Annotated in this window: 27 protein-coding genes, 1 tRNA gene and 1 pseudogene; 13 read left to right on the top strand and 16 right to left on the bottom strand. The window is 62.7% G+C overall.

The genetic code is table 11. The annotated features are described in order from the left end of the window. Window positions 1–20: 20 nt before the first annotated feature. The 3 genes from BJF89_RS15055 (at window position 21) to BJF89_RS18935 (ending at window position 2515) form a co-directional block, all read left to right on the top strand. Window positions 21–1088 carry an acyltransferase family protein gene (locus BJF89_RS15055; RefSeq protein WP_075815889.1) on the top strand — a complete coding sequence of 356 codons (1068 nt, stop codon included), beginning with the start codon at window positions 21–23 and terminating at the stop codon, window positions 1086–1088. Between the two features lie 185 nt (window positions 1089–1273). Further along, window positions 1274–1549, top strand: a complete 276-nt coding sequence (locus tag BJF89_RS15050) for a hypothetical protein (protein WP_075815888.1) — start codon at window positions 1274–1276, stop codon at window positions 1547–1549. Between the two features lie 825 nt (window positions 1550–2374). Further along, complete coding sequence (locus tag BJF89_RS18935; RefSeq protein WP_158026087.1) at window positions 2375–2515, top strand: hypothetical protein; 141 nt, start codon at window positions 2375–2377, stop codon at window positions 2513–2515. A 129-nt stretch (window positions 2516–2644) separates the two neighbouring features. Here the strand turns inward: BJF89_RS18935 and BJF89_RS15045 are convergent, their stop codons facing one another. From BJF89_RS15045 to BJF89_RS15000, 10 genes are all read right to left on the bottom strand, one after another. Further along, window positions 2645–3235, bottom strand: coding sequence for a hypothetical protein (locus tag BJF89_RS15045; RefSeq protein ID WP_075815887.1), 591 nt, complete (start codon window positions 3233–3235; stop codon window positions 2645–2647). Then, a complete protein-coding gene (locus BJF89_RS15040; protein ID WP_139312106.1) occupies window positions 3232–3744 on the bottom strand; it encodes a hypothetical protein in 513 nt (170 codons plus the stop codon). The genes BJF89_RS15045 and BJF89_RS15040 overlap by 4 nt, the downstream gene beginning before the upstream one ends. Window positions 3745–3811: 67 nt before the next feature. Further along, window positions 3812–4210: a hypothetical protein gene (locus tag BJF89_RS15035; protein ID WP_139312104.1), complete on the bottom strand. Its 399-nt coding sequence runs from the start codon at window positions 4208–4210 to the stop codon at window positions 3812–3814. A 1030-nt stretch (window positions 4211–5240) separates the two neighbouring features. After that, window positions 5241–5501, bottom strand: coding sequence for a hypothetical protein (locus BJF89_RS15030; RefSeq protein WP_075815884.1), 261 nt, complete (start codon window positions 5499–5501; stop codon window positions 5241–5243). A 185-nt stretch (window positions 5502–5686) separates the two neighbouring features. Next, complete coding sequence (locus BJF89_RS15025; RefSeq protein WP_075815883.1) at window positions 5687–6886, bottom strand: hypothetical protein; 1200 nt, start codon at window positions 6884–6886, stop codon at window positions 5687–5689. Window positions 6887–6900: 14 nt separating this feature from the next. Next, window positions 6901–7098, bottom strand: a complete 198-nt coding sequence (locus BJF89_RS15020) for a hypothetical protein (RefSeq protein ID WP_075815882.1) — start codon at window positions 7096–7098, stop codon at window positions 6901–6903. Beyond that, window positions 7095–7292 (bottom strand): helix-turn-helix domain-containing protein, encoded by a 198-nt coding sequence (locus tag BJF89_RS15015; RefSeq protein WP_075815881.1) that lies wholly within the window; start codon window positions 7290–7292, stop codon window positions 7095–7097. The genes BJF89_RS15020 and BJF89_RS15015 overlap by 4 nt, the downstream gene beginning before the upstream one ends. Before the next feature lie 86 nt (window positions 7293–7378). Beyond that, a complete protein-coding gene (locus BJF89_RS15010) occupies window positions 7379–7549 on the bottom strand; it encodes a helix-turn-helix domain-containing protein (protein ID WP_083650893.1) in 171 nt (56 codons plus the stop codon). 517 nt (window positions 7550–8066) lie between these two features. Beyond that, complete coding sequence (locus BJF89_RS18930) at window positions 8067–8762, bottom strand: site-specific integrase (protein WP_158026086.1); 696 nt, start codon at window positions 8760–8762, stop codon at window positions 8067–8069. 722 nt (window positions 8763–9484) lie between these two features. Next, a tRNA-Arg gene (locus tag BJF89_RS15000) sits at window positions 9485–9558 on the bottom strand. Between the two features lie 80 nt (window positions 9559–9638). Here BJF89_RS15000 and BJF89_RS14995 point away from each other — a divergent pair. The 5 genes from BJF89_RS14995 (at window position 9639) to BJF89_RS14975 (ending at window position 15831) form a co-directional block, all read left to right on the top strand. Beyond that, window positions 9639–11828, top strand: coding sequence for a cytochrome c oxidase assembly protein (locus BJF89_RS14995; RefSeq protein WP_075815879.1), 2190 nt, complete (start codon window positions 9639–9641; stop codon window positions 11826–11828). Window positions 11829–12054: 226 nt separating this feature from the next. Continuing rightward, window positions 12055–12615, top strand: a complete 561-nt coding sequence (locus tag BJF89_RS14990; protein ID WP_075815878.1) for a single-stranded DNA-binding protein — start codon at window positions 12055–12057, stop codon at window positions 12613–12615. Window positions 12616–12773: 158 nt separating this feature from the next. After that, window positions 12774–14444, top strand: a complete 1671-nt coding sequence (gene ettA, locus BJF89_RS14985) for an energy-dependent translational throttle protein EttA (RefSeq protein ID WP_075815877.1) — start codon at window positions 12774–12776, stop codon at window positions 14442–14444. 100 nt (window positions 14445–14544) lie between these two features. Next, window positions 14545–15048, top strand: a complete 504-nt coding sequence (locus tag BJF89_RS14980) for a thioesterase family protein (RefSeq protein ID WP_075815876.1) — start codon at window positions 14545–14547, stop codon at window positions 15046–15048. 57 nt (window positions 15049–15105) lie between these two features. After that, window positions 15106–15831, top strand: coding sequence for a hypothetical protein (locus BJF89_RS14975; protein ID WP_255372685.1), 726 nt, complete (start codon window positions 15106–15108; stop codon window positions 15829–15831). Here BJF89_RS14975 and BJF89_RS14970 read toward each other — a convergent pair. Further along, a complete protein-coding gene (locus BJF89_RS14970) occupies window positions 15828–16217 on the bottom strand; it encodes a globin (RefSeq protein WP_075815875.1) in 390 nt (129 codons plus the stop codon). The genes BJF89_RS14975 and BJF89_RS14970 overlap by 4 nt on opposite strands. Further along, window positions 16217–18885, bottom strand: a pseudogene (gene pepN / locus BJF89_RS14965) (aminopeptidase N). The gene BJF89_RS14970 and the pseudogene pepN overlap by 1 nt, the downstream one beginning before the upstream one ends. A gap of 141 nt (window positions 18886–19026) precedes the next feature. On the opposite strand from pepN, the gene BJF89_RS14960 reads away from it, so the two are divergent. Further along, window positions 19027–19662, top strand: coding sequence for a disulfide bond formation protein DsbA (locus tag BJF89_RS14960; protein WP_075815921.1), 636 nt, complete (start codon window positions 19027–19029; stop codon window positions 19660–19662). Window positions 19663–19713: 51 nt separating this feature from the next. On the opposite strand, the gene BJF89_RS14955 is transcribed toward BJF89_RS14960, so the two are convergent. The 3 genes from BJF89_RS14955 to BJF89_RS20070 all read right to left on the bottom strand — a co-directional run bounded on the left by BJF89_RS14955 (window position 19714) and on the right by BJF89_RS20070 (window position 21807). Beyond that, on the bottom strand, window positions 19714–20232 hold the full coding sequence (locus BJF89_RS14955; protein WP_255372690.1) for a site-specific integrase: 519 nt from the start codon (window positions 20230–20232) through the stop codon (window positions 19714–19716). 592 nt (window positions 20233–20824) lie between these two features. Further along, window positions 20825–21577 (bottom strand): hypothetical protein, encoded by a 753-nt coding sequence (locus BJF89_RS14950; RefSeq protein WP_075815873.1) that lies wholly within the window; start codon window positions 21575–21577, stop codon window positions 20825–20827. Continuing rightward, the gene (locus BJF89_RS20070) at window positions 21577–21807 is read right to left on the bottom strand and encodes an ImmA/IrrE family metallo-endopeptidase (protein WP_075815920.1); all 231 of its coding nucleotides are present in this window, start codon (window positions 21805–21807) and stop codon (window positions 21577–21579) included. Before BJF89_RS20070 ends, BJF89_RS14950 begins: the two co-directional genes overlap by 1 nt. Window positions 21808–22490: 683 nt before the next feature. Between BJF89_RS20070 and BJF89_RS14940 the strand changes: the two genes are divergently transcribed. The 3 genes from BJF89_RS14940 (at window position 22491) to BJF89_RS14930 (ending at window position 23583) form a co-directional block, all read left to right on the top strand. Beyond that, complete coding sequence (locus BJF89_RS14940; RefSeq protein WP_075815872.1) at window positions 22491–22697, top strand: hypothetical protein; 207 nt, start codon at window positions 22491–22493, stop codon at window positions 22695–22697. 7 nt (window positions 22698–22704) lie between these two features. After that, complete coding sequence (locus BJF89_RS14935; protein ID WP_075815871.1) at window positions 22705–22947, top strand: hypothetical protein; 243 nt, start codon at window positions 22705–22707, stop codon at window positions 22945–22947. Between the two features lie 159 nt (window positions 22948–23106). Next, the gene (locus BJF89_RS14930) at window positions 23107–23583 is read left to right on the top strand and encodes a ribose-5-phosphate isomerase (RefSeq protein WP_075815870.1); all 477 of its coding nucleotides are present in this window, start codon (window positions 23107–23109) and stop codon (window positions 23581–23583) included. A gap of 28 nt (window positions 23584–23611) precedes the next feature. Here the strand turns inward: BJF89_RS14930 and BJF89_RS14925 are convergent, their stop codons facing one another. After that, the gene (locus tag BJF89_RS14925; RefSeq protein ID WP_075815869.1) at window positions 23612–23830 is read right to left on the bottom strand and encodes a hypothetical protein; all 219 of its coding nucleotides are present in this window, start codon (window positions 23828–23830) and stop codon (window positions 23612–23614) included. 265 nt (window positions 23831–24095) lie between these two features. On the opposite strand from BJF89_RS14925, the gene BJF89_RS14920 reads away from it, so the two are divergent. Further along, window positions 24096–25856 (top strand): pyruvate dehydrogenase, encoded by a 1761-nt coding sequence (locus BJF89_RS14920; RefSeq protein ID WP_075815868.1) that lies wholly within the window; start codon window positions 24096–24098, stop codon window positions 25854–25856. The last annotated feature ends 13 nt before the right edge of the window (window positions 25857–25869 follow it).

Genomic DNA, 25869 nt, shown 5'->3' with positions numbered 1-25869 from the left:
ACTCGCGTTATCGTGGCCGCGTGTCCACCCGTAACCACCGCCTCGACCGTGCCAAAGGGATCCTCATCTTCACCGTCGTCCTGGGACACCTGTTGGCGAGGGCCGCGCCCTGGGACTCCGATGTCCTGCGTGCGCCGATGTACTTCATCTACTCGTTCCATATGCCGGCGTTCATCTTCCTGGCGGGCATCACGGCGAAATCCAGCCGGCTCCCGGAACGTATCCTCAGCTTCCTCGTGCTGCTGGCCACAGTGCTTCCACTCATGTGGGGATGGTTGTGGATCTTCGACCTCTCCCCGGACTTCGAGTTCCTCACACCCTTCTGGTACTCGTGGTTCCTTCTCGCGATGGCGTGGTGGATGCTCACGGTGCCGTTCATCGAACGGTTCCCCCGCGCAGCGCTCGTCACCTCCGTGTTGACCGGCATCTTCGGTGCACTCCTCCCGGCGTTCGACAACGAACTCTCCGCCGTCCGGACTCTGGTTTTCTGGCCGTTCTTCGTGATCGGGAAACTCTACGGACAGCAGCTCCTTGACTGGGCAGGCCGACTCACCGTCGGGCGGAGGATCGGCCTCACCGTTGCCGCAGTGGCGGTGACCGGATACTTCTATCTCATCAAGCTCGACAACGACTGGTTCTACGGTAACCACAAGTTCGTCCACTTCGACGTCAGTCTCCCGGAAGGGGTCGGCATCCGCCTGATCCTCGACGTCGGTGCTGCGCTCATGACCCTGGCGCTGCTGTCCTGGGTCGGTAACCGGGAGTCGTTGCTGGCCACCGTGGGTCGACACAGTCTCTCGGTCTACGTGCTCCACGGCTTCGTCGTGCGCGCTCTCGAGCCTGTGCTCGCGGGCAGCCTCGAGGTGTACGGCCCGCTCGTGATCCTCGCCATCTGTGTGGTTCTGGCGGCGCTGGCGACGTGGCTCCTGGCGTGGGGACCGTTCGACCGTGCTTTACGGTGGTACGCCTCGACCGTCACCGAGCTTCTCCTCAGGCCGTTCGCGCGCCTGCGCCGCACCACGGGTAGTGCGACCCGTGCTACGGGCCGTGAAGTAACAGCCAACAACTGGCACAACAACCGCGGATGACCATTTTTCGGGCATAACAAAGGCCGTCACCTTAGCATCTATGCAGGTGACGGCCTTTTTGTGGTGCCCCCGGCAGGAGGGCACAACAAAAACAACATAACAGCAGCTCACGGCACATATTCAACCCGGCACCCAACAACACTGTTGGGACACTGTTGGGAACTGACCCGGAAAGGGACCGCACCATGAGCAACTACACCGAGACCTATGGCCCGATCATCCTCGACGATTACATGAACATCGACACACCGGATGAGAACAGCCGCTTGGCACTGCGCACCACTGACGCTATCAACGACCTGCTCACCCTCGCTTACCACGAGCGCACCGGACAGCCCGCCGGGTACTGCACGCAGGCCGACATGTACGCGGACGCCGCCCAGCATGCCCACGACCTTGCCTACGCACTGGACATCCTCACCAGCCAGGCACACGAAGCAGGCATGAAGAGCGCCGAGTAGTCACCCTCCGCTAGACACAGAAGAAGCCCCAGCGCCGCTCACATCGGCGCTGGGGCTTCACTACGTGATCGTACTATTCGACCGCTCAGGCAGGCGCACAGGCCGACTACGGGCACGCTCACGACGACGGAGCAAGGGGCAGAGCGCCCAGGAAGGTCATGGACCTGAACGGCCTTTTCATTGGCATTAATGAAAAGACCGCAGACCACCCCGCCGCCGGGAACCTATGAGCTGACCAGCCACGTTACTGCTACCAGTAAGAAGCACCCCACCTCCTATGGCTACCCATAACAACCCTAAACCCAGCCGTCTCGCCATGTAAGACACCCCCACCACCAGCACATACAGCTACCACCACGACCACGGGGCACGGGGTGGGGGGTACCCGACAACTCAGTTTAAGCCGCCGCCGAGGTCATAGAGCCGTCAAAGCTGTACGGGTTAGAAGGTTTTTTGTTGACAACCGTTCTCATTAAACGTGTGGTGCCTTACTGGTCGCAGTACCCGTCCCCGCGCGGTGGTCGCAGATGAACCGCGTGTACCCCTGGGGGTAGGTGGGCCTTCCGTGTGACGGTTAGCTCGGTTATCGTCGTCGGTGTGCTTCGGAGTGATGACCGGAGTACATGGACTCTGAATGGTCCCCTTAAGGTTGCGCGCCTCCTGAGCTTTTATGGCTTGGGGGGCGCGTTTTTATGCCCTAGGGGGTACCGGTGGGGGTAGTTTCCGTTCTGTAAGTAACGCTACAGAGGGGTTTGTCGCTATCTTCACTGAGGCGCGGGCAATCGCCCAGCGCTCATCCTTCTCATCCCTTGAAAGGGGATCCTCATGATTGAGACGATCCAGGAAATCATTGGCGTTATCGCTAAGGCTATCGAGTCCGTCTTCACCACCATTGTTGGTTCCATCAACGGTGGCGCACCGACCCCCGGTAACGGCGGCGCTGGCGAGACCGAGATTCCGGCCTAGTCCTCTCGGTCGCTTCTGCGACTGCTGACCCCCTACGGTTTCGGCCTTCAGGGGGTCTTTTGTGCGGCATCACCATTCAGCGTGGCGCGGGCAATCCTATGAGGGGTTAGCGGTGGTGTGCGGTCACCGTTATGGTTTGCTCTGCGCCCCTGCTGACAAGCGGGACATAATGCCTTTCGCGATAGACTTAGGCTTGGGGACGGTTGCGAGTGTCATGGGCGCGCCCAATCCCTCTACGGTCGTCCTGAGAAGGCTTTTCGTCGGTGTGGGCGGCACTGTGGACAGGCGATCTTCCCGAACATCCTCGGACAAATAAATCGTCCGAATCTCCCACGGGTCCACCAGGACGGTCCCGCCGTTTTCCGTGCCGATGACGGCCAAGATCGCAGCGGGACTAACCACGGCCTCTACGGGTATCCTGAGACCCTTGTGGGCGGTGCTGAGGGCCGCCTCTCGGTCGGTTGTCCATTCCATTGACATAAACCCGTTGTCCACCTCGTGTGCGGTCGCTGCCCGGTAGAGGTGGACTAGGTTCACGGCTTTCGTTCCGGGGCACGTCTCCCTCAGTCGGGCTGTCCACCAGGCCGGGGGAATGTCCGATTCCGGTTCCGGGGCTTCGAACCACGCGCGGATGAGTTGACCGGCATTGATTGGTAGGCCGGCATTCCACTGGTGGTAGATGCGGGCTGTTGCTTCGTGCATGATGTTGGACTCGCTCATGCCGCAGCCTCCTCTAGCGGGGAATCATCGGTAATGACCGTCCACCCGTGAGGTTCTGGGAAGTCGGGCTCGAGCGGATCACCGTCTAGGTCGTAGTCGGTAAACGTCGTAACCGTCGTATCTAGCCCGAACGCGTCCCATTCCGGCATCTGATCGGTATGCTGGGATAGCGCAACTGACGGTGCTTTCGCGGTGCCGGTGAGGTAGTCCACGAAAGCTTCTATGGCAGCATTCCAGGGGTCCCGCACTGGGTCGATTGGCTTCGTTCTCTGGTGCCAGTTCGTAACCGGTGCGTGGTGCTCATTCCGTGTTGGTGCCGGTTCGTCGGTGAAGGTGACGGGTTCGGGCCACCACTCCGTGATCGGGTTGACCGCCTTCACGTCAGGGCGGGGGTCGATGAACGGGAATGGGTCTTTGGGTGTGCGCATGTGAGCCTTTCTGTAGGTGATTATCTGATTGTTTATTTTGAGGGTTTGAGAATCCGTTTCGGGATGAGTGGTAGGATTCATGATTTAAGGCCGCGAGAGGGGCCAATGAGAGCCGCTGAGGGGCCACTGAGGCGGAGGGGTGAACCGACTAGTTCCGGGTCGGCTTTCTTGACGGCCTTTGCTTCTTCGCGGCGGCGGACGGGGCGACTTCCCCGGTCTTGATCTTCTCGAACATCTCCGGGTCTGCGTCCATGACTTTCTTTGCGTCGGCTACGGTACGGGCGGACACATTGAACATCTCGCCTGCCTTGGCAGTGGATTCTCTAGCGTTCCTACCCTCCTGCAAAATTGCAGTAGGGTCAGTTATTCCCTTTTCCATCCGCCTCTTCGCTTCGACTGCAAAGAACTGCACAACCTGCGCCGCGATAGCCGAACGCTGCTTCGTAGACAGGTGCCGCCGATGGATATTGGATGACGTGATCCACGCCGTAACGAACTGCTCCCAATCCGGAGAGTCCGAATCCTTCCCCGACGTGATCCACGCCAATGCCCCCACCCATGCCGTCCGTGTTCCCCAGCGACGAAAAAGAAAGAGAGCGGCTACGCCGAGTTGGGACGTGACCGTCCGCTGAGGGGGTGAATCATTGGTGTGCTGAAGAGAGATCTAGAGCTGGAATAAGGATCAGCAGGTCAGACCATGTTTCGCTATACGGAAACCGTATAGCCACAATACGGTTTTCGTATAGCTAGCGATACGAATATCGTATAGCACCCCCTCTGAACTGCGGAAATGAAAAACAGCCCGAAACCACAAAAAATGGCCTCAATAGCCCCTTGCACTACGCTTCCGATCCACAAAAACCGAAGCCAACTTCAACACCTCAGCAGTAGACCCCTCCCGCAGATAGCCATACCTAACAGCCTCACTCACAGCACGGGCAGGATTGGTCACACCAGTATCGCGACACAACTCCGCCCGAGACTGCCTCGACTCACAAGACCTAACCCCCTGATTCGCCCTCGCATAATGGGCAACCCGCAGCCACGCCGGAAGATCAACGTTCCGCGACTGCAACTCATCGAACCTTATGGCGGCGAGATAGTACGCCCCCTCCACAGTAGTGACCCTATCTCGACTCTTCGTACTCTCCATTATTCTTCGCCTTTCCGACGCTCTCCAACAGTTCATCCATGCCTACATCGTCTAGCAGCAGGTCACGCCTGCCGGTAGAGATTTGCCACAGCCATGCACCCGCCTTAGTCCGATACCTGCCAACCTGAACACTATGCTGCGTTTGCATCACTCAACTCCGCTCTAATCTCCACCTGGGCCAGCCCACTTAGGTGCTTCCAGTGCTCATCCGAAAGTCGTTGCAGTTCGGACGACGAATCAAGGCCGCGCAACTTATCACGGCGAATATCCGCGCGTGCCAGGTCACATGACTTGCAAGCCAGCCAACCACCCGAAAGATCAGCCTTCACGCAGTTCCAGTAGGTCAGCAGATGACCCCTCACACAACGCGTACGACTATCATCGATCGCGTTAAAACTAATGTGGTTCATTCCGTGCTCCTTTCCTAGTCAAGGATCGTTGCGAGTACATCGATCTGCCGTTCGGTGAAGCGGAACTCCACGCCGTCACAGCAGAAGTACGTGTACGTCCGTTCCGTTTGATCGTCACGAACCTCAAACACGTCCACCCGGCGCGATATGCGATCCCCGCCGTCGTAACGCGCCCCACACGGAACACTGCCGAGATTCGTGCGCCGTGCCGTGCCATGATTCGGTGCCTCTTCGATGTTCCCGGCCCAATGCCGGCCGTTATCGTTGTTTCTCATTCACTGCTCCATCCTGTCCCGATTATTGCCCCTCATCGTCCGTCTAACGGACAAACAGGGCATAGTTAAATAGAGAGTGACAAAACAGGGGGTAAACCCGTTAGAATCACTCTCAGGCATGATTACGTGGATAAACGCAGGTCGCCGCTAACCTCCCGTCAGGAGCAAACCATGCATTCAGTCAGTTACCGCACTGGATCAACCCGCGGAGCGAACTTCGGCTCAGGCACACCACCGCCGACCATGAACGTCTCGGTTTCCCCGGTACGTAGGTTTCTGCGAAAAACGAAGGTGTCCCAATCCCCTGTATTCGGGTTCTTCCTGTGTGACTCGGACTCCTTGAAGATGTCCTTGGAGAACCGCCCAGCCCGGTTCTCCGCCTCACGCATCGCCTCGTCGTAGCGACGCAGACGGTCCTCGTACTCCGCCCACGTCGCCGGCACCGACAGCGCCAGGCCCTCAACACGGCCACGCGCAAGCGCCGTCACAGCCCGATCACCCGAAGCGAGCCGGAAGAAACGGTTCTTCACATCGATCTCCTGCATGATCTTTTGTGACGGACGGCCGGGAAGATCCTTTGACCACTTCTCCCACCCGCCGATGTAGAGCTCATGCCAATCCTTCGCGATCCGGTGCCGCTCCACATCCTGGTCGGTGAAGTCATTCTCCCGACCGATAATCTCACCCTTTGCCGACATGTTCAGCCGGTAGGTGAGAAACCCCTCGATGTTCGGGTCCGCGAACAGCGCGTACCCGTCGTCACGCTTTCCGATCAGCAGGTCAAGCGACAGCACCCGGAACAGCGCCTCACGAAACACGGGGATGACCTCGTTAGCGGCCTCCCTCTCTCGACGCTCTGTTTCAGTCCCGCCGTGAGCCGGGTCAGCGTCCGTCCGCGTCGTGTACGGCCCAAGGAACCGAGCCGTGCGGGTCAACGTCTCCACCGTCTCCGTGACAGGAAGGATAGACATGACGTGGTTGTACGTCAGTTGCTCAGATTCGTCTGCATCGATTACCCGGCGCGCCGCATTCAGGTTCTCTCGGATCGACGACCGGACCTGAGCGCGGGCCACGTTGTCGGTCTCTACGTCGCGCAACGCCTTTCGCCGCTGAGTGTCCGTCATCCCCCGCAGCTCCTCACCGGTGGGCAGGGGCAGGGCCGCGAACTCGTCCAGTTCCCCTTCTAGCGCCTCGTAGTACGCTACGGCATCCTTGTAGCCTTGGTGCAGCAGCGTGTTCAGCTCAACGCCCCAGGTGTCGGCCAGCAGTGCGAGACGCGCTTCGTATCCCGTGGGCGGAACGTAGCGTTCCCTGCGCGGTGCGCTGGTGGGTGCGTCTTTGAGGAGTCGGGGTTGGAGGGGAGTATTCCAATCAATGTTGTTCATAGTTGAAACCTTTCTTAGTTCTTCCAGTTCAAGGGATATTCGGTGTCGAACTCAGCGTCCGGAAACAGGTGGCTACGGCCCGTGCCGTTGTCGCGGTCCTTCCACGAGTCCGGGTAAGCGTCATCCTCGTAGTTCCAGTCAGGGCCGTTCTCAGCGAGGGGGAGACGCGCGCGGGGCATCTGCGACGGCGGCGGCGTGTTCATCTCAGTCATGCGGGCACCTGCCGAAACATCGCCGCCGTGGGTACCGGCACCAGTGCGGCTGAGATGTCCTCCAGTCTGATCAAGTATCCGCGCCCACCGCCACCGAAGCGGTAGGCGGGCAGGGTGCCGTCCTGAATGCGGCGCACGACAGTCTTCTCTGAGACACCGAGAGCACCGGCCGTCTCATCCACGGTGAGGGTCATGCGGTACTCCGGGGAATGGTCAAGGGGGAGATACTTAGTAGGTGCGTTCAAATTGGTTGTCCTGTCTGTAGGGGTCTGGGGTGTGTTCAGTTGGTGGCCATGCGTCGATCTAGCTCGTCTCGGTCTATGCGGACGACTCCGCCAATCTTGTAGCGGGTCAGCTCTCCGGTGTCGATCCAGCGGATGACGGTGCGCGGCGACACGTCTAGAAGCTCCGCTGTGCTCTTGATTGAGATGTAGTTTTTGGGGTCTGACATGCTGTTCCTCCTTCCGGGGGTAGCTAGTGGGGGTAGTTCCTTGGCGTACCTCGTTGTATCCGTCAGCCTGCTTTGATAACGTCCTACGGGGTAGGGGAAATTGCATGATCATGAAGTGCGAAGACAGGCGACAGGGCGAAGTGTATCATAGATCGTTCGCGATTGTCAATTCGTTACATGCCATTCCGTGACTTTGGGGCACAACTGGGCCCCATTATTGGCCCTGACCAGTGAGAACATTCCCCAAAAAAAGTTTCCAGAATGTCTGCCCCCGCGCGTGTCTCGCTGGTCCGCGCGAGACCTCATACCGCTGCTCGGGTACAAGGGAACCTCTGACTGGACTCGATTCCAGACCGCAATCGAGAAAGCTAAGGTGTCCGCTACAGCACAGAACATGCAGCTAGACACCCTTTTCTGCGATACCGCAGATAAGTCCACGGGCGGTCGACCAAAGACTGATGTCCTCCTCACCCGCTTCGCCGCGTACCTCGTGGCGATGAACGGCGACCCCGTGCGTCTAGTCCGCCAACCGGTCCAACACCGCCGCCGCAGACTCCCCATACCCCGACGCGGCACGCTGGTACTCCATCAACTGAGTAACGTTCTCGTGCCCCATGAGTAGGCGTGCCGACTCTAGATCAACACCGTTCGTCACCAGCTGTGTACCAAAGAACCGCCGACAGTCGTGCGGGGTCACATCCTTCCGTCCCGCCGCCAGCTTCCCCAACTTAAAACGCTCACGGAACGTCGTATCCAGCATCTGGCTCCCGGTACGCGTAGTGATCACCAGAGCGTCCGCACCGTCCCCCATGAACGTCTCAGCGTGCTCCCGCAACCGTTGAGCAACCTTCGCCGGTACCGTCACATCACGGTTCCCTGCCGCAGACTTCGGCGTGTCGAACGGAACCATACGAGACTTACGAGTTACCGGGTCCTGCACCCGCTGAGCAGTACGACGCACACGCACCGTCACCGCACCGTCACCATCCAGCCCCACAAGGTCCTTACGCCGCAGCTCCAACAGCTCACCCAACCGCAGACCACACCACAACAGCAAGGCAACCCCGGCGCGCACGTTCGCCGGACTGTTCTCAATCATCACCCCGGCCTCTTCGACACTAATCACCGGCTTATCCCGATTCGCGGACCTCGGAATCTTCCCCGCGCCCTTGATCTGCACGGGATTCAACGGCACCAGGTCAGTCTCGTCCATACCCCACTGAAACGCCGTGTGCAGTCTGCGGTACGCAAAAGCGTTACTGTTTCCCGTCTCCGGCCACCGCTCCTGTACCTCCGCCCACCACGCCTTTATCGTGTCTCTGTCCACGTCCACAACACGCACCGACGCTAGCGACGTGCTGTACACCCGATACTCAAGCTTATTGCGAGTACTGGACACGCTGGACGCCTTCAACGTGCTCTCGGTCAGCCACCGCTCACACAGTTCCCTCACCGTCGTAGCGTCACGCTCAGACCGCCGGAACGTCGCCTGTAACCGCTGCTTCGGCGGCACCCACTCCGACTGTGTACCAGCGGCCACATGCGACTCCCACAGACGCTGTTCCGCTAGTAGCCACTGCTCTGCAGCTTCCCTCGTCTCAAACCCCGTGCCCGGGGTATAGCGCGCCTTAAACTCCCCAGACCCCGGAAGGGTGTAACGCGGGTAATACCGCCGCTTCTTCGTCTTCGGATGCGGGCGCTCCTGAACTTCCCCAAACTTACGGTTGCCGCGCTTAGCCATGTCCAGAAGCTCCGTCCGTATCCCAACCGTGTTGGGACTCTGTTGGGACACTGTTGGGAATAGTCGGGCCATATTTGGGAAACAGTGTCCTACCGTGGCTTCCCCTGTCCGTCCCGCATGGTGTACGCTAGCCACGTGACCTGCTGAAACGAAAGGAAAGCGCCGGTCATCTTGACCGACGCTTTCCAGTGTAGTGCCCCCGGCAGGATTCGAACCCGCGACCGACCGGGTAGAAACCGGTTGCTCTCATCCACTGAGCTACGGAGGCTTGCGGTAGTCATCGTAATGCACACCGGCGCTGGGACGTGGAATCGGGGTACAGGGGCTCCAGCTAGTAACGTTCAGGGCATGTCCGACGCGGCCGTAGCCACCGAATCAGCCACCGACTCTCCAGACAAGAAGTCCCAGTCCTCCGCCCGAGCAACCGGGAGGATCGGTTCCCCGGTCGCCCTGTACGTCATCGCGGCAGTGATGGCCGGCCTCGTCGCCGCCGTCATCAGCGACGCTTTCCTCGGGCAGTCGCTCGCCGCCCTCGGCATCCCGGATCCCGGACCAGTCACGTCCTGGGGTGTCCCGCTGGTCCGGGGGACGGGAACGGTGCTGGCCTGCCTCGGCGTCGGCTCATTCCTGATGAGCGCTTTCGGCGCGCAACCACGGAAGGACGGCTACCTGGACCTCGACGGTTTCCGGGCGTCCCGCACCGGCACGTGGGCGATGGCGGGGTGGGCCGTGTGCGCACTGCTGCTGGTGCCGCTCTACCTCTCCGACGCCTCGAGTCAGCCGCTGCAGGACACGTTGCAGCCCGACATGTGGGGCGTCGCGATCGCCCAGGTGTCGACGGCGAAGGCGATGCTGTGGATCGCAGTGATCGCTGCCGCAGCCGCCGTCCTGTCTCTGCTGACACGACGGTGGATCTGGCAGCCCGTCTTCTTCGTCATCGCGGTCGCGTCCCTGATCCCGGTCGCGCTGGAGGGGCACTCCGCCTCCGGCGGAAACCATGACTACGGGGTGAACTCACTGCTGTGGCACATCATCCTGGCGGCGGTGTGGATCGGTGGGCTCATGGCCCTGGTCGCCCACGCCGCCCGTCGTGGCCCGTTCCTGGCGGAGATCACCCACCGGTACAGTGTGGTTGCGCTGTTCTCCATCGTGGGGATCACATTGTCCGGGCTGATCAACGCGGGAATCAGGCTGTCCTTCTCCGAGTGGTTCACCACCGACTACGGTCGTGTGATCGTCGCCAAGGCAGTGCTGACCCTCATCCTCGCGGTGATCGGTTTCGCCCACCGGCGAAGGACGATCCCGCAGCTCGACGCGTCCGGTACCGGTACTGCGACAGCATGGTGGCGTCGCCCGTTCGTCCGTCTGGCGCTGGTGGAGATCTTCGTGATGGCGGCGACGGTGGGTGTGGCCCTGTCGTTGACCCGTATTCCGCCGCCGGCGGAGGTGGTCGCGGACATCACCCCGGCCGAGCTGATCATGGGGTTTGACGTCTCCGAGCCATTCAGCCTGGCTGCGGTGCTGACCAACTGGCGGTTCGACCTGGTCTTCGGCACGATCGCGGTGCTGCTCCAGGGGGTGTACATGTGGGCGTGGATCACCCTGCGCCGGCGCGGGGTGGAGTGGAAGACCAGCCGTCTGGTGTGGTGGACACTGGGGAACCTGGTGCTGATTTTCGTCACGTGCTCCGGGCTCGGCATGTACTCCATGGCGATGTTCGCCCCGCACATGCTGCAGCACATGGCGCTGACCATGCTCATCCCGGTGTTCTGGGTGTTGGGCGGGCCGATGACGCTGCTGCTGCGCGCCCTGCGCCCGGCCGGGCGGGACGGCCTGCAGGGACCTCGCGAGTGGCTGGTGGTCTTCATCAACAACCCGGTGTCCCGGTTCCTCACCAACCCGATCGTCGCGTCCTTCCAGTTCGTCGTCGGGTTCTACGCGCTGTACCTGTCGGACCTGTACAGCGACCTCGCGTCCGAGCACGCCGGGCACCTGTTCATGATGGTCCACTTCCTGATCTCCGGTTACCTCTTCTACTGGGTGGTCATCGGCGTGGACGCCGCACCGCGCCAGCTCAGCCCGTTCATGAAGCTGCTGATGACACTGGCGTCGATGGCGTTCCATGCCTGGTTCGGCATCGCGATGATGCAGATGGCGCAGCCGCTGGCGGAGTCGTACTACCTGTCGCTGCAGCTGCCGTTCGACGTCGACCTGATGGAGCAGCAGCACACCGGTGGTGCGATCGCCTGGGGGCTCAGCGAGCTGCCACTGCTGGTGGTCAGTACCGCCCACGCCGTCCAGTGGCTGCGGCAGGACAGGAAGGAGGCCGCCCGCTACGACCGCAAGGCCGAACGTGACAACGAGGCTGACCTGGACGCCTACAACGCCATGCTCGCTGGACTCGGGAAGGGACGGGACGACGCCGCCGAGGCCTACTATCGCACCGAGTACCGCGGGGACGAGGTGCAGGGGTACGTGCACTCCGAGAAGACCAAGCGGGACGCCCGTCGCAGGAACCCCGGTACCGACGACCAGTGAGGATAGAACCGCCCACGCTCCCGCTGTGGACAGTTTTCGTCGAGTTTCCGCGGTGTTGTCCACAGCGACGGTACGGTCGTTGACCTGAGTATGGCGTGGTGGGGAGGATGGACTGCGCCGGGGGAACGAGGTGGGGGACCGCTCCATCGACCGCCGGAAGGTGCCCCTCGACGGATCGGCAGGGGCGCCGTGAATCCCGGGGGACCGGGGGAGGAGTGTGCCGGTAATGGCGACACAACAGATGTCCGTGACAATGACGGGGTTCGCCGCGACCCATCCCTCACGACACCCGACGATCGCGAAGCTCGTGACGTTCCGGATGGCGTCGACCCCGAGTTGGAACGACAACGGGGAGTGGAAGGACTCCGGCACGCTGTTCATCGACGTCCAGTGCTGGGGACGGTTGGGGGACCATGTGATGCACAGCGTGGTCAAGGGTGCGCCGCTGGTCATCGTCGGCAGGATGAACTCCTACACCTACACTCCGGAGAATCCACGGATGACCAGGGATGGCAAGGAGATGCTCGAGACCGTCTGGCGGTTGACCGCCACCAACGTCGGTCTGGATCTGAGCCACTCGACGTCGACCTGGTCCCTGCGCGACAGGGTGAAGGAGTCGCAGGACGCGTCGGCACCGGCACCCGTGGGCGAGGGTGCGGAGGCGTCGTCCTTCGGCGGGTACAGCGCCGTCGCGGTCTCCGCCGGTGACGGCGAGGGGGACGAGGACACTCCGGCTGACAACCCGGACCCTGAACTCGCGACCGCGGGGGACACGACGCCGTTCTGACACGGAGACACCGTCCCGGTCGGGTGGAACACGGGTGCGGGCAAGGGGGTCGAACGCAGCTTCGGGTAACCACGGCACTGTGAGGTAGGCTCGTCAACCGTATACGACAGGGCTGGATGCATCAGGTGCACGCAGCCGCGCCAACCGGAGGGAACACATTGGCCGAGTTCATCTACACGATGAGGAACGTACGCAAGGCTCACGGTGAGAAGGTTGTCCTGGACAACGTCACCATGAGCTTCTACCCGGGTGCGAAGATCGGTGTCGTCGGGCCGAACGGTGCCGGCAAGTCCTCGCTCCTGAAGATCATGGCAGGCATCGATCAGCCGTCCAACGGCGATGCTTTCCTTGATCCGTGGGCGACAGTCGGCATTCTGCTGCAGGAGCCTCCGCTGAACGAGGAGAAGACCGTCCGCGGCAACGTGGAAGAGGGGCTCGGGGAGATCTTCCAGGTCAAGACCCGTTACGAGGCCATCGCCGAGGAGATGGCCACCAATTACACCGATGAACTCATGGAGGAGATGACCGAGCTCCAGGAGAAGATCGACGCCGCTGACGCCTGGGAGCTCGACTCCAAGATCGAGCAGGCGATGGACGCCCTGCGCTGCCCGCCGCCAGAGGAGATGGTGACCCACCTCTCCGGTGGTGAGCGCCGACGCGTGGCCATGGCGAAACTGCTGCTCAGCGAGCCGGATCTGCTGCTGCTCGACGAGCCGACCAACCACCTGGACGCCGAGAGCGTCCTGTGGCTGGAGAACCACCTCGCCAACTACAAGGGTGCCGTCCTCGCCGTCACCCACGACCGTTACTTCCTCGACCACGTCGCCGAGTGGATCTGTGAAGTCGACCGCGGCAAGCTCCACGGATACGAAGGAAACTACTCCAAGTACCTGGAGACCAAGGCGGAGCGCCTCGAGGTCGCCGGCAAGAAGGACCAGAAGCTGCAGAAGCGGCTCAAGGAGGAGCTCGCCTGGGTCCGTTCCGGCGCCAAGGCACGTCAGGCCAAGAACAAGGCACGCCTGCAGCGTTACGAGGAGATGGCCGCGGAAGCCGAGCAGTACAAGAAGCTCGACTTCGAGGAGATCCAGATCCCCACGCCGCCGCGCCTGGGCAACCAGGTCGTGGACGTCAAGAACCTCACCAAGGGCTTCGACGGACGCACCCTGATCAAGGACCTGTCCTTCACCCTGCCGCGTAACGGCATCGTCGGTGTGATCGGCCCCAACGGTGTGGGTAAGTCCACGCTGTTCAAGACCATCGTCGGCCTCGAGGAGCCGGACGACGGCGAGGTTGTCGTCGGTAAGACGGTGCAGCTCAGCTACGTGGACCAGAACCGTGAGAACATCGACCCGGAGAAGACGGTCTGGCAGATCGTCTCGGACGGGCTGGACTACATCATCGTCGGGCAGAACGAGATGCCCTCGCGTGCGTACCTCTCCGCCTTCGGATTCAAGGGCGGCGACCAGCAGAAGCCCGCGAAGGTCCTCTCCGGTGGCGAGCGCAACCGCCTGAACCTCGCGCTGACCCTGAAGCTCGGCGGCAACCTGATCCTCCTGGACGAGCCGACCAACGACCTGGACGTCGAGACCCTCAGCTCGCTGGAGAACGCCCTGCAGAAGTTCCCGGGGTGCGCCGTGGTCATCTCGCACGACCGCTGGTTCCTGGACCGTACCTGTACTCACATCCTCGCCTGGGAGGGCAACGTGGCTGAAGGGCAGTGGTTCTGGTTCGAGGGCAACTTCGAGGACTACGAGAAGAACAAGGTCGAGCGGCTCGGCGCGGACGCGGCACGTCCTACCCGGGTAACACATCGCCGGCTTTCCCGATAGAATCCTCTACGAGACAAAACAGGACTACTGCGGCGTAGCGTCCAGGCAGGGCCTCAGCGTCACACGCTGGGGTCCTTGGCCTGTGTAAGGAGAAACTTCGATGCCTTTTGTTGACCACGAGGCCACCGGTACCCGCTACCACAGCACACGGGTGAACCTCCGCTGGTCGGACTTCGACCAGTTCCAGCACGTCAACAATGCGGCGTACCTGGAGTTCTCCCAGGACGCACGGATCGACTTCGTCCGGGACGTGGTCACCGAGATCGACATGTCGGTTCCGGCGTTCGTGGTGCGGTGGGCGTCGGTCGACTACCAGAAGTCGGTGTCGTCCAGCGAGGTCGCGGTGGTCGTGGAGTCGTTCATCTTCCAGGTGGGGGTGAAGTCCTTCAAGATGCGGCAGTACATCAGGAATGGCCAGCACCGCCTGGTTGCTGTCGTGGACACGGTCAACGTCGGTGTCGATCCGATCTCGGGGAAGACCCGGGACTGGTCCGAGAGTGACCTCGAGGTCATCAACAAGTTCCTCATCCCTCTCGACGACGAGGAGGCCGCGGTCGACGGAACCTCCGGGGGCAGCACCGTCGTGGGTGGACGTAAGCGCTGACGGTTTACGGTCCGGGTACCCTGTGCTGCCCCGGGGGCGGCGGATACCCTGGGAGCCATGATGCTCAACCTGCCGGGGTCCGGCCCCGCCGACGAACTGTCACTGACGCTGACGCGTCCCGCGGAGGCCCAGGCCTCCGCCTTACGCCGGACGGCTGCGGTGGCGACCCGTGTACTGCGTATGGACACCGGCGCCATGGCTCGCGTCGTGCGGGTCGGGGACGACATGGCGGACATCATCTTCTCGACTCCGTTGGGGTGCATCGTGGCCGAACGCATTCACGCGGTGCCGTCGGTCGATGATGCGGTGGTCCTGGCGGAACCGCTGCCGCGACTCCTCGCCAGTGCGGCAGATGCGCCGGGGACGGGGACGGTGAGTCTCGGGGGAGTGGTGTCACTGTTGTGGACGGGGACGGCTCCGCCAGCGGGTGGCTACACACTGGTCGACACCGTCCCCGCCGGGGACGTGCGGACGTTGTTCACCGACATGCAGCGGGAGGCCGATGAGCACTCGGGACCTGCCGGGCTGCCTCCGTCACTGCTGGATCAGCCGCTGCTGCGGTTGACCGGTCCTGCCGGGGCAGGCACCGTCGAGATCACCGGGCGGGTGGTCGCCGCACTCGGCGCACTCGGGCTCGTGGTGGAACCCAAGCGGGAGGATCTGCGTGTCCACGATCTGATCCGGGTCAGCACCACCGGATCGTGGATCAGGATCGACGCGTTGTTCGGCACCGCCTACGTGCCCCGTCCCGGCGGCCTGGCGCGTATCCCCTCACCGAACTAGAACTTGTTGACCAGCATGTCCGCCACCCGGATCATGTGGTCCCACATCGCCTGACGGGGAGCCTCAGGGAGGTCGTCCTCGCTGACGGTCTTCAGGGCGTTGCCCATCAGCACGAGCCACCGGTCGCGGGCGGCAGGGTCAATGGGGAAGTGCATGTGGCGCATCCGCAGGCGTGGGTGCCCGCGTTGCTCACTGAAGGTCTGCGGGCCGCCCCAGTACTGCACCAGGAACCAGCGGAGACGGTCCTCGGCCCCGGCGAGGTCCTCGGCCGGGTACATCGGGCCGAGGATGTCGTCGTCGGGGATCTGGCGGTAGAACTCGTGGACGATGCGGCGGAAGATGTCCTCGCCGCCGACAGCGTCGTAGAAGCTCTGCGGTTGAGTCATCAGCGGGCGTCGAACTTCCTGGCCGTCGCAGCGCGGTCGGCACGCGACAGTCCCTCGGACAGCACGCGGCGCAGACCGGCGGGGGTCGACTCGTCCGCGGCGGTGGCCCGCAGGTCGTCGGCGACGTCCTCGTAGCCGGCCCAGGAGGGGAACAGGCCGTCCAGGGTGCGCAGTGCCATCTCGCTGGAGAGCTCCTCCCACATGTCCACCGCGCGCTGCACGTACTCCGGTCCGAACGGGGACAGCAGGTCGTCCTGGCCCACGTGGGTCAGACCGGCGATCATGTAGCGCAGCTCCAGGTTGCCGAGTTCCTTGCCCTTCAAGGTGATGGTGTTCCAGGCGGAACGCTTGACCTCGATGTCCGGACGGGCGGTGCGTGCCTTGACCGCGTTCATGCGGCCCGAGGACGACCGGTCGGCCTGCTCCTCGGCGGTGATCAGGCGTCCGCCTCCTCGTCCGAGAGCACGTCGACCGCGCCGACCAACGCAGTGAGCAGTCGCCAGCGCAGGTCCTGGTCCACGGTGAACCCGGGCAGGAGGTCCTCGGCGGAGGTGTCGCCGATGCCCAGCAGCCCGCGTACCCAGGCGGTGGAACCCGCATCCTGGGCGGCGTTGGCGTAGGCGCGGACGAACGCCAGCCGTGCCTGGCCGTCGGTACGCTCGGCACCTGCACGCAGACCGTCGAGCAGCAGGGCACGTCCCTCGGGACGCCAGGACGGAGCCGAGTAGTTTTCGACCGCACCGACGGCCTGGGCGAGGATCTGCTCGAGCACACCGAGCTGTGTCTCGGCCCAGGCACCGCGGACGACGAGGGACACGAAGTCACGGGCCCGCATCTGCGCATTGCGTGTCATCTGCCACGCCGCCGACCAGATCAGCGACCGGGCCATTGGGTCGGTGATGCCGGCGATATTGTTCACGGCGGTGGCGAGGGAGTCGTCGTCGAGGGCGATGAATCCGTAGGCGAGGTCGTCGTCGTTGACGAGGACGAGGTCGGCCTCCTTCTCCCCGACGAGTTCGGGGACCTCGGTGGACGGGCCCTCGACGTCGGTCTCGACACGACGGCGCAGGACGACCGAGCCGTCCTCACTGTCGTACAGGCCGACGGCGAGACGGTGTGTGCGCGTCTCGCCGGCACCGGGCGCGGCGCCGGACTGGGCCACCGCGAAGGAGGTGTAGGCACCGTCCTTCACCTGTGTCTCGGCGCTGAGAGTGTTGATACCGGTGGTCTTGAGCCACTGGTCGGCCCAGTCGGACAGGTCGCGTCCGGACGCCTTCTCCAGTGCACCGAGCAGGTCGTCGAAGGTCGCGTTGCCCCAGGCGTGGTTGACGAAGTGCGCGCGGATGCCGGCGAAGAACGGTTCCAGGCCGACGTAGGCGGCGAGCTGCTTGAGCAGTGAGGCCCCCTTGGCGTAGGTGATGCCGTCGAAGTTGGCGTCGACCTCCACCAGGTCATTGGCCCCGGAGAACACCGGGTGGGTGCTGGGCAGCTGGTCCTGTGCGTAGGCCCAGGACTTCTCCTTGTTGGCGAAGGTGACCCATGCGGTGTCGTACTCGGTGGCGTGGGTCTGGGCCATGGCGGAGGACCAGGTGGCGAAGGACTCGTTGAGCCAGAGATCGTCCCACCAACGCATGGTCACCAGGTCACCGAACCACATGTGGGCAAGCTCGTGCAGGATGGTGTCCGCGCGGCGCTCGTACTCGTAGTGACTGGCGGCGGAGCGGAAGACGTACTCGTCACGGATCGTCACACAGCCGGCATTCTCCATCGCGCCCATGTTGTACTCGGGGCAGAAGATCTGGTCGTACTTGTGGAAGGGGTAGGCGACCCCGAAGTTCTTGGCGTAGTAGTCGAAACCGGACTTCGTGACGTCGAAGAGCACGTCGGCGTCGAGGTACTCGGCCAGGGACTGTCGGACGTACAGACCCAGGGGAACCGTGATCTCGCCCTCCGGCACCAGGCGGGTGTCAGAGACCCCCTCGACCTCGGCGGTACGGGTCAGCGAACCGGTCCACGAGTCGGTGACGTGGTGCCACGGACCGACGCAGAATGCGATGAGGTAGGTGGAGAGCTGGTAGTCGACGACAGCGCGGTGGGTCGTCTCCCCGGTCTTCTCACCGCCGGTCGTCGTGGTGGAGACGGTGTTGTTGGTGACCACGGTCCACGTGGTGGGGGTGTGGACGGCGACGTCGTAGGTCGCCTTGATGTCCGGTTGGTCGAAGCAGGCGAAGACCCGCTTGGCGTCGGCGGCCTCGAACTGGGTGTACATGTACACCTCGTTGTCGGCCGGATCCTGGAATCGGTGCAGCCCCTCGCCGGTGGTGGAGTAGAGGGACTCCGCCACGATGGTCAGCTCATGGCGTCCCGGGGTCAGGTCGTCGAGCTGCAGGCCACGGGACTCGTCGTAGCGGCCTTCGCCGTCACCGGGCAGGGCCAGCGGCAGGATGTCCTCGCCATCCAGTTCGACCGTGGAGATCTCCTCGGCACGCAGGTCGATGAACGTGGACCCCGCCTTCGTGGCGGTGAAGGTCACGGTGGTCACTGACGAGAACGTCTTGTGGTCCAGGTTGCCGCCCTCGGTGAGGTCGAGGTCGATGGCGTAGTGGACGTCCGTGATCAGGTCCGACCGTGTGGCAGCCTCGGATCGGGTCAGGTTGGTTGAACTCATAGGTGACCACGATAGTCGGCATGGACCGCCCTGTCCGGATATGGGTCGGTCAGGAGCGGCTCACGCGTGGCTCAGGTGCGCGTACCCTCGGGTGTCGAGTCACTGAATACCGATGAACCGTACACCAGAAGGAGCATCACCATGAGCACCACTCCGGTCACCCTCTACTTCGACGCGACGTGCCCGTTCGCCTGGGTCACGAGCCGCTGGATCAAGGAGGTTGAGGCTGTCAGGGACATCGACGTGACCTTCGCGCCGATGAGCCTGGCGGTGCTGAACGAGGGCAAGGACATTCCCGACGAGTACGCCACGAAGATGGAGGCGGCCTGGGGGCCAGCGCTCGTCGCAGCAGCGGTCTACACCAAGGAACCGGAGAAGGTCGACGCACTCTACACCGCGCTGGGCACCCGGATCCACGACCATGGAGAGGGTGGACGTGAGGGGGAGGGCGCCTACGACGACCTCATTGCGGAGGTTCTGGAGGAGGTCGGGCTCTCCTCCGACTACGCCGCTGCAGCGCATTCGCGTGGCGACGATCCGGAGGCGTGGGAGCCGACGCTGCGTAGCTACCAGTCGACGGCGATTGCCAAGGTCGGAGACGACGTGGGGACCCCGGTGGTGGAGTTGGACGGCAGGGCCTTCTTCGGCCCGGTGCTGACCCGCGTCCCGCGCGGCGAGGAGGCCGGAAAGATCTTCGACGCCGCCGTCACGCTGGGCAGCTACGAGCACTTCTTCGAGCTCAAGAAGAGCCGGACCGAGGACCCTAGCGCCGAATAACGTTCTGACCTGCACCACTGTCGAGATTCAGGGAAGACATGGTCGCGTGCCTCATGCCACTTGCCCGCATTTTGCCCGCACCAGCTCCATCGTCTCTCCAGCGGCCTTCCGCAGCTTCTCGTCAGCGCGCGGCCACAGCTGGGTGTAGGTGTTCAGAGTCGTTGACGGCTTAGCGTGCCTCAGGGCCTCCTGAACCTCGGGCACCGTCGCCCCACCGGCGATAAGGGCGGAGGCATAGAAGTGCCGTAAATCGTGCATTGTCACCGGTCGCAGACCATGCGCCTTACAGACCACACGCATGTACTTCCCCATGTCCCCACGGTCATGCCACGAACGCTCGGCAACATCCCCGCGATAGGGGAACACCGCGCCTTTCCGATTAGCCTGCGGGTACTCTTTCAGCTGCAGGACGATCGTGTCCACCACGAACTGCGGAACGGGGATCACGCGCCGGGACTTCTCAGACTTGGGAACCGGAACCCACTTCCGGCCACCGGGCTTCACCTGCCCGTTGACCGTGATCGTCTGCCGCATCGTATCGACGTCACACACTCGCAGGCGGCTCACCAGCGACCGCCGGAGGTATGACCCGCGACGACCGCCAGCACGCGGGCGATTTCGGGTGGGCAGGTAATTCCTTCGTCCGCGGGATGCGCCGGATCATCCCGTCATTGTGCGCTCGATTCAGCGAGCGGCTTGTCGTTCTTCAACGGTCGCCCATCGACCAAGACGTTTCGCCAGGCGGTAATATTCGATGCGTTGATGTCCCCCGACGGGATTTAGCCCCAGATCTCCGAGGCTGTCTATCAGCGTCTTGCGATTCACTTTCGTGTTGTCTTTTGTTGCTTCCGCAAGCCATTTCTACGCAATGTCGATGAGTGGTGTCGCCATATCGTTCGGGTCGACCACGGTGCCGCGAACGACGGACAACTACTGGTCCCGCTCGTAATCCTCGGCCGCCTTCTTCGTGGGAAATTCCTTACCCTGCTCGGTACCTGCATCATCGGAATATCGAGCAATCCACCGGATCTTTTCGCCTTTGGACGGATCACCTTTGGGTGGTCGTCATTGTGCGATTGCTACATTGCTCCTGTCTGCTGCTTCAATGTGGATACTCCGGCCCTCACCGCCATACCCCTCGGTGGGGGCGGCTTCTTGCGAGCTAAGAAGCTGCGCCAATCGCGTTCGCGAGCGCCGTGGCATTCCCGGAGTCCTGGATAGGTCCGGAAGTAATGAGAGTCTGTCCGCCCTCGCCGGTGACGGTAATGTACAGCTCGCCAGTGTTCTTCTTTGCCGCAGCGCCGATCAGCGCACCGGCTGGGCCCGCGAGGACCGCGCCGCCGAGGACCCGGCCTACGCCGACCTTCGACTGTCCCGCTGCACCGGAGTCGATACTGGCCGAGGCTCCCGCCGCAGGGATCGCATAGCCGCCGTAGTAAACGGTGCCGTCGAGCAGCAGCATGCCGCCGAACGAAATGGCTATCGGGTGCTTCTTGCGCTGCAGGGCTGTGATCTCGGCGAGTCGCTTCGGCTTGGGGCGGGGAACGACGAAGGGCCGTGACAGTCCCGCAGCACTGGCCATCTGCGCTGTCTTGTTGAGATCGTCTGCCAGCGCGACCGCCTTCTTCTTCCCGACCGCGAGAGTCCAAAGATCGAGACCGGGAACTCCTGGAGTCGAACCGTGATTGACGAGATAGAGATAGACGACGCCGGAGACCTGCTCCGCCCGCTCGATCCACTCGGCGGGCAACGTCATCTCCTGGCCCTCGTTGTCGTAGCCCGTCCCGTTGGTGGCCCCGGTGGAGTAATGCAGGGTCATACCCTGGGGATCGACGGTGTACTTCGCCGCCATCGCCTTGTAGACGCGCGGCTCGGGAGCTGCAGCCGCGTTCTTCTTGTTCTTCTTCCCAAACATTATGCTTCTCTCCTATTGAGTGTCAGTGTGTGCCGGGTGTCGACGACGTCGCGGGTGACGCCGAGGGCCCACGCCAGCGCGCCGGGGTGGGGCCCGTAGTCCTGTTCGGCCTCGCGGTAGTCGGGCTCGCTGATGACCAGCTGCGCCGCCCACAGGTCCGCTCGTCGTTCCAGGCGCGGGTCATCCGAGTGCTCGTCCCCGTAGTTTGCATGCCCGAGCTCCTGCGCCAGGGCCGATCGTTTGGTGAAGGGGCGAGGTCGTCTCGTAGGAGGATGTCCCGGTCGTCGTGCATGTAGATCGCACTAAGGTCGTCGCGGAAGTGGTTGGTCTCATAGACCGTCACACCCATCTCCGCGGCCTTGGCTTCCAGCTTCCTCATTGATTAGGGATCTTCGAGCTCCTCGATTCGTCGGCTACGTCGTTGCGCGGCACCCTGCATTTGATTGGATTTGGGAGTCCTCATCTAGATCATGCCGTTCGCTATGGACACTGGGGGTGGTTTACTCATACTTCTGCTGCTCACCGGAAATACTATCGGGGGTATCGGTATGGGAAGGGACTGCGCCGAGGGTGGGGCGGGCCTGAAAACGCCGGGCTCTTGACGAACAGCGATGGTGGAGTCGGTTGTGCTCCGCCGTGTTCCTGCTGCGAGCAGTAAGAAGAGAACACTCTCTCAGCTGAAGACCAGTTAGGCCGGTGCCTCAGTGACGGTTCTATGTTTGACCTGGTGTTTCCGCTCGCCCGATCCTCTTATACCCCCGGGGGTGAGCGGGATTCAACAATGTCCGCCCAGTAGTGTTTCCCCGGGATAGTATCCCTTGTATCGGCAGGTCAGGTGATGCACTGGTGTCATCTGGTGCCGAACCTCTCTCCTCTTCCTGATCACCACACACGTACAAGGGGTATGTAAACCATGGGTTCACTTGAAGGAATCACCGGCATCGCAGACGTTCTCGGCGACCTGCTCAACATCGTCGTCGGACTGCTGAAGGGCAACCTGGCCGTGCTCAGCACCGAAGGGTCGCTGGAAGGCATCTTCGACGGCAGTAGCGAATGGGACCTGACCGGCTCCATCAACAACATCACCGGATCACTGTCTGACGGCGGAGCCGGGGAGTAGGGCATCAATGGGGACCATCATTGACCTGCTCCCGCTGCTGGGTGAGCTGAAGGAGATCCTCACGGGTGTCCTGGGTGGTGACTTCGATGTGCTGAGTACCGAAGGGTCTCTCGCAGGCGACGGCTCCGCCGCCGAGGCAGGTGGCAGCATCGTCGGCTCGGTCATCGGTTCACTCGGTGGGGAAGACCTGGTCGACTTGATTCCTGGGACCATTCCAGAGGCTCTCGGCTCGGTCGCTAACGCAGGGTAGCTGGAACCACCTGCACGACCGGAGGCAGAGGCGGGCCCACGTTATTTACACGTGGGCCCGCTTTCCTGTGCGAGGACGGAGAACACCGTCGTACGATTTCAGCCCCAAATCTTCACCTCCGGGCACTGCGGGCACGGCTGGTCGGATAAACTCGAGCGCATGCGTATCTACCTCGGTGCTGACCATGCCGGATTCGAGATGAAGAATGTCATCGCGGACCACCTCAAGGAGAAGGGGCACACCGTCGTCGACTGTGGCGCCCACACCTTCGATCCTGAGGACGACTACCCCGCCTTCTGTATCGAAGCCGCCCGCAAGACCGTCGACGACAAAGGGTCCCTCGGCATCGTGCTCGGGGGCTCGGGGAACGGCGAGCAGATCGCCGCGAACAAGGTCGTCGGTGCCCGCTGTGCCCTCGCCTGGTCCGTGGAGACCGCCAAGCTTGCCCGAGAGCACAACAACGCCCAGTTGATCGGCATCGGCGGCCGGATGCACTCCGAGTCGGAGATCCTCGACATCGTCGACGCGTTCATTGCGGAACCGTGGTCGGGTGTCGACCGTCACCAGCGCCGGATCGAGATTCTCGACACCTACGAGCAGACCGGCCAGACCCCGGAGATCCCCGAGGCGCAGTAGAAGCCCGTCTCCTCTCAGGAAGTGGGGGTCATTCTTCCTGAGGACGACGGTTCCGGGTGGCGTTCCAGTCCCTCACTTCCTCGGCGACCCAGAGGGTCAGGCCGTGGTGTTTGGTGGCAGGTTTAGGGGCCCGGTTCCGGCCCGCGTAGCTGGTGAACGTTCCTCGGGACGTTCCGGCGTAGTCGGCACATTCTGCGGCGGTCCACAGTTCGCGGCCACTGTCCGCGTCGATGATCGTGGGCTTCATGGAAACTTACGGTACTTTTCTCTCCCTCTGCAGGTGTGGTTCCCGCTTTGATGTGCCCGACAGTCTGACAAAGATGCAGTTGGGCCGATTCTTTCTGCCAGCCAGGAGACGAACGGGGGTAGTCAACAGGTAAGACTATAGATATTCTTACATTGTGTTGTCCTGTCCGTACGGGTGATGAAGCTCTCTGTGCAGCCGATCCGCTATCGGCATAGTGTCGGAGGGGTACTTAACCGATAATTCCTCTCACTCAGGAGCAGTCCACATGGCGCGTAATTATGCGGAACAACTTGTCGCGGCCCTGGAGAAGCAGGGCGTGCGACGGATCTTCGGTCTCGTCGGCGACAGCCTGAATCCTGTGGTCAATGCGGTGAAACGCAGCAGTATCGAGTGGTTCCATGTCCGCAACGAGGAAGCTGCGGCCTTCGCGGCCGGTGCGGAATCACAGGTCACCGGCAACCTCGCTGTCTGTGCCGGTTCCTGCGGCCCAGGAAACACACACCTCGTCCAAGGGCTCTACGACTCCCACCGCAACGGTGCGAAGGTGCTGGCGATCGCCAGCCACATCCCGTCCCAGTTCATCGGCTCCCACTACTTCCAGGAGACGCACCCTGAATCCCTGTTCGCCGAGTGCTCGGGCTACTGCGAGATGGTGAACTCGGCGACCCAGGGCGCGACGATCCTGCACCACGCCATCCAGTCGACGATGGCTGGTAACGGCGTGTCCGTCCTGGTCATCCCGGGTGACATCGCAGGGGACGAGGCAGTGGAGTCGCCGCAGCTCAACTCCGCCATTGCCGCGGAGCGTCCGGCCATGCACCCCGCGCAGAGCGAGCTCGATGCACTGGCTGACGCGATCAACGAGTCCAGGAAGGTCACCATCTTCGGTGGCGCAGGGTGCAAGGACGCCCGCGACGAGGTCTTCGCGCTGGCGGAGAAGATCAAGGCACCGGTCGGGCACGCCTACGGCGGCAAGGAGTTCCTGCACTACGACAACCCGTACGACGTCGGCATGTCGGGTCTGCTCGGTTACGGTGCATGCTCCGAAGCATTCGACGAAGCTGACCTGTTGATCCTGCTCGGCACGGACTTCCCGTACACCGAGTTCCTTCCGCGCGACACCGAGACCGCCCAGGTCGACATCAAGGGCGGCAATATCGGACGACGCACCACGGTTCGCTATCCGGTCACCGGCGATGTGGCAGCCACGATCACGGACCTGTTGCCTCTGATCGAGGAGAAGACCGATGCTTCGTTCCTCGAGTCGATGCTGAAGGTGCAGGAGAAGAACCTACGGCACGTCATCGACGCCTACACGAAGAACATCGAGCACCACACGCCGATCCACCCCGAGTACGTGTCCTACGTGCTCGACGATCTGGCGGACGACGACGCCGTGTTCACCGCCGACACTGGCATGTGCAATGTGTGGCACGCGCGCTACATCACTCCGACGGCGGACCGCACCCTGCTGGCGTCCTTCCGTCACGGCACCATGGCCAATGCGTTGCCGCAGGCGATCGGCGCGGCCGAAGCGGTCGAGGGACGTCGTCAGGTCATCGCCATGTGCGGTGACGGCGGACTCGGCATGCTGATGGGTGAGCTTCTCACCATGAAGCTGCACGAGGTGCCGGTGAAGGCAGTCGTCTACAACAACTCCACCCTGGGCATGGTCAAGCTCGAGATGCTCGTCGCCGGAATGCCCGACTTCGGCACCGACCACGCGAAGGTCAACTACGCCGACATCGCCGAAGCCTGCGGAATCAAGGCGTTCCGCATCGAGGACCCGAAGGACGTCGAGTCGACCCTCAAGGAGGCGCTCGCCTACGACGGTCCAGCAGTGATTGACGTCGTGACGGACCCGAACGCCCTGTCCATCCCGCCGGAGATCTCGCTGGAGCAGGTGGCCGGATTCGCCCGTGCCGCCACCCGTACCGTCCTGGAAGGCGGCGTGGGCAAGATGTTCACCATGGCGAAGTCGAATCTGCGCAACGTGCCCCGTCCTTCCGGGTTCAAGGGACTGTAACCCCTCCCGGTAG

Origin of the sequence: Corynebacterium sp. CNJ-954, from assembly GCF_001942345.1 — a bacterium.
Lineage (GTDB): Bacteria > Actinomycetota > Actinomycetes > Mycobacteriales > Mycobacteriaceae > Corynebacterium.
This window is presented reverse-complemented; position numbering and strand designations above follow the sequence as displayed.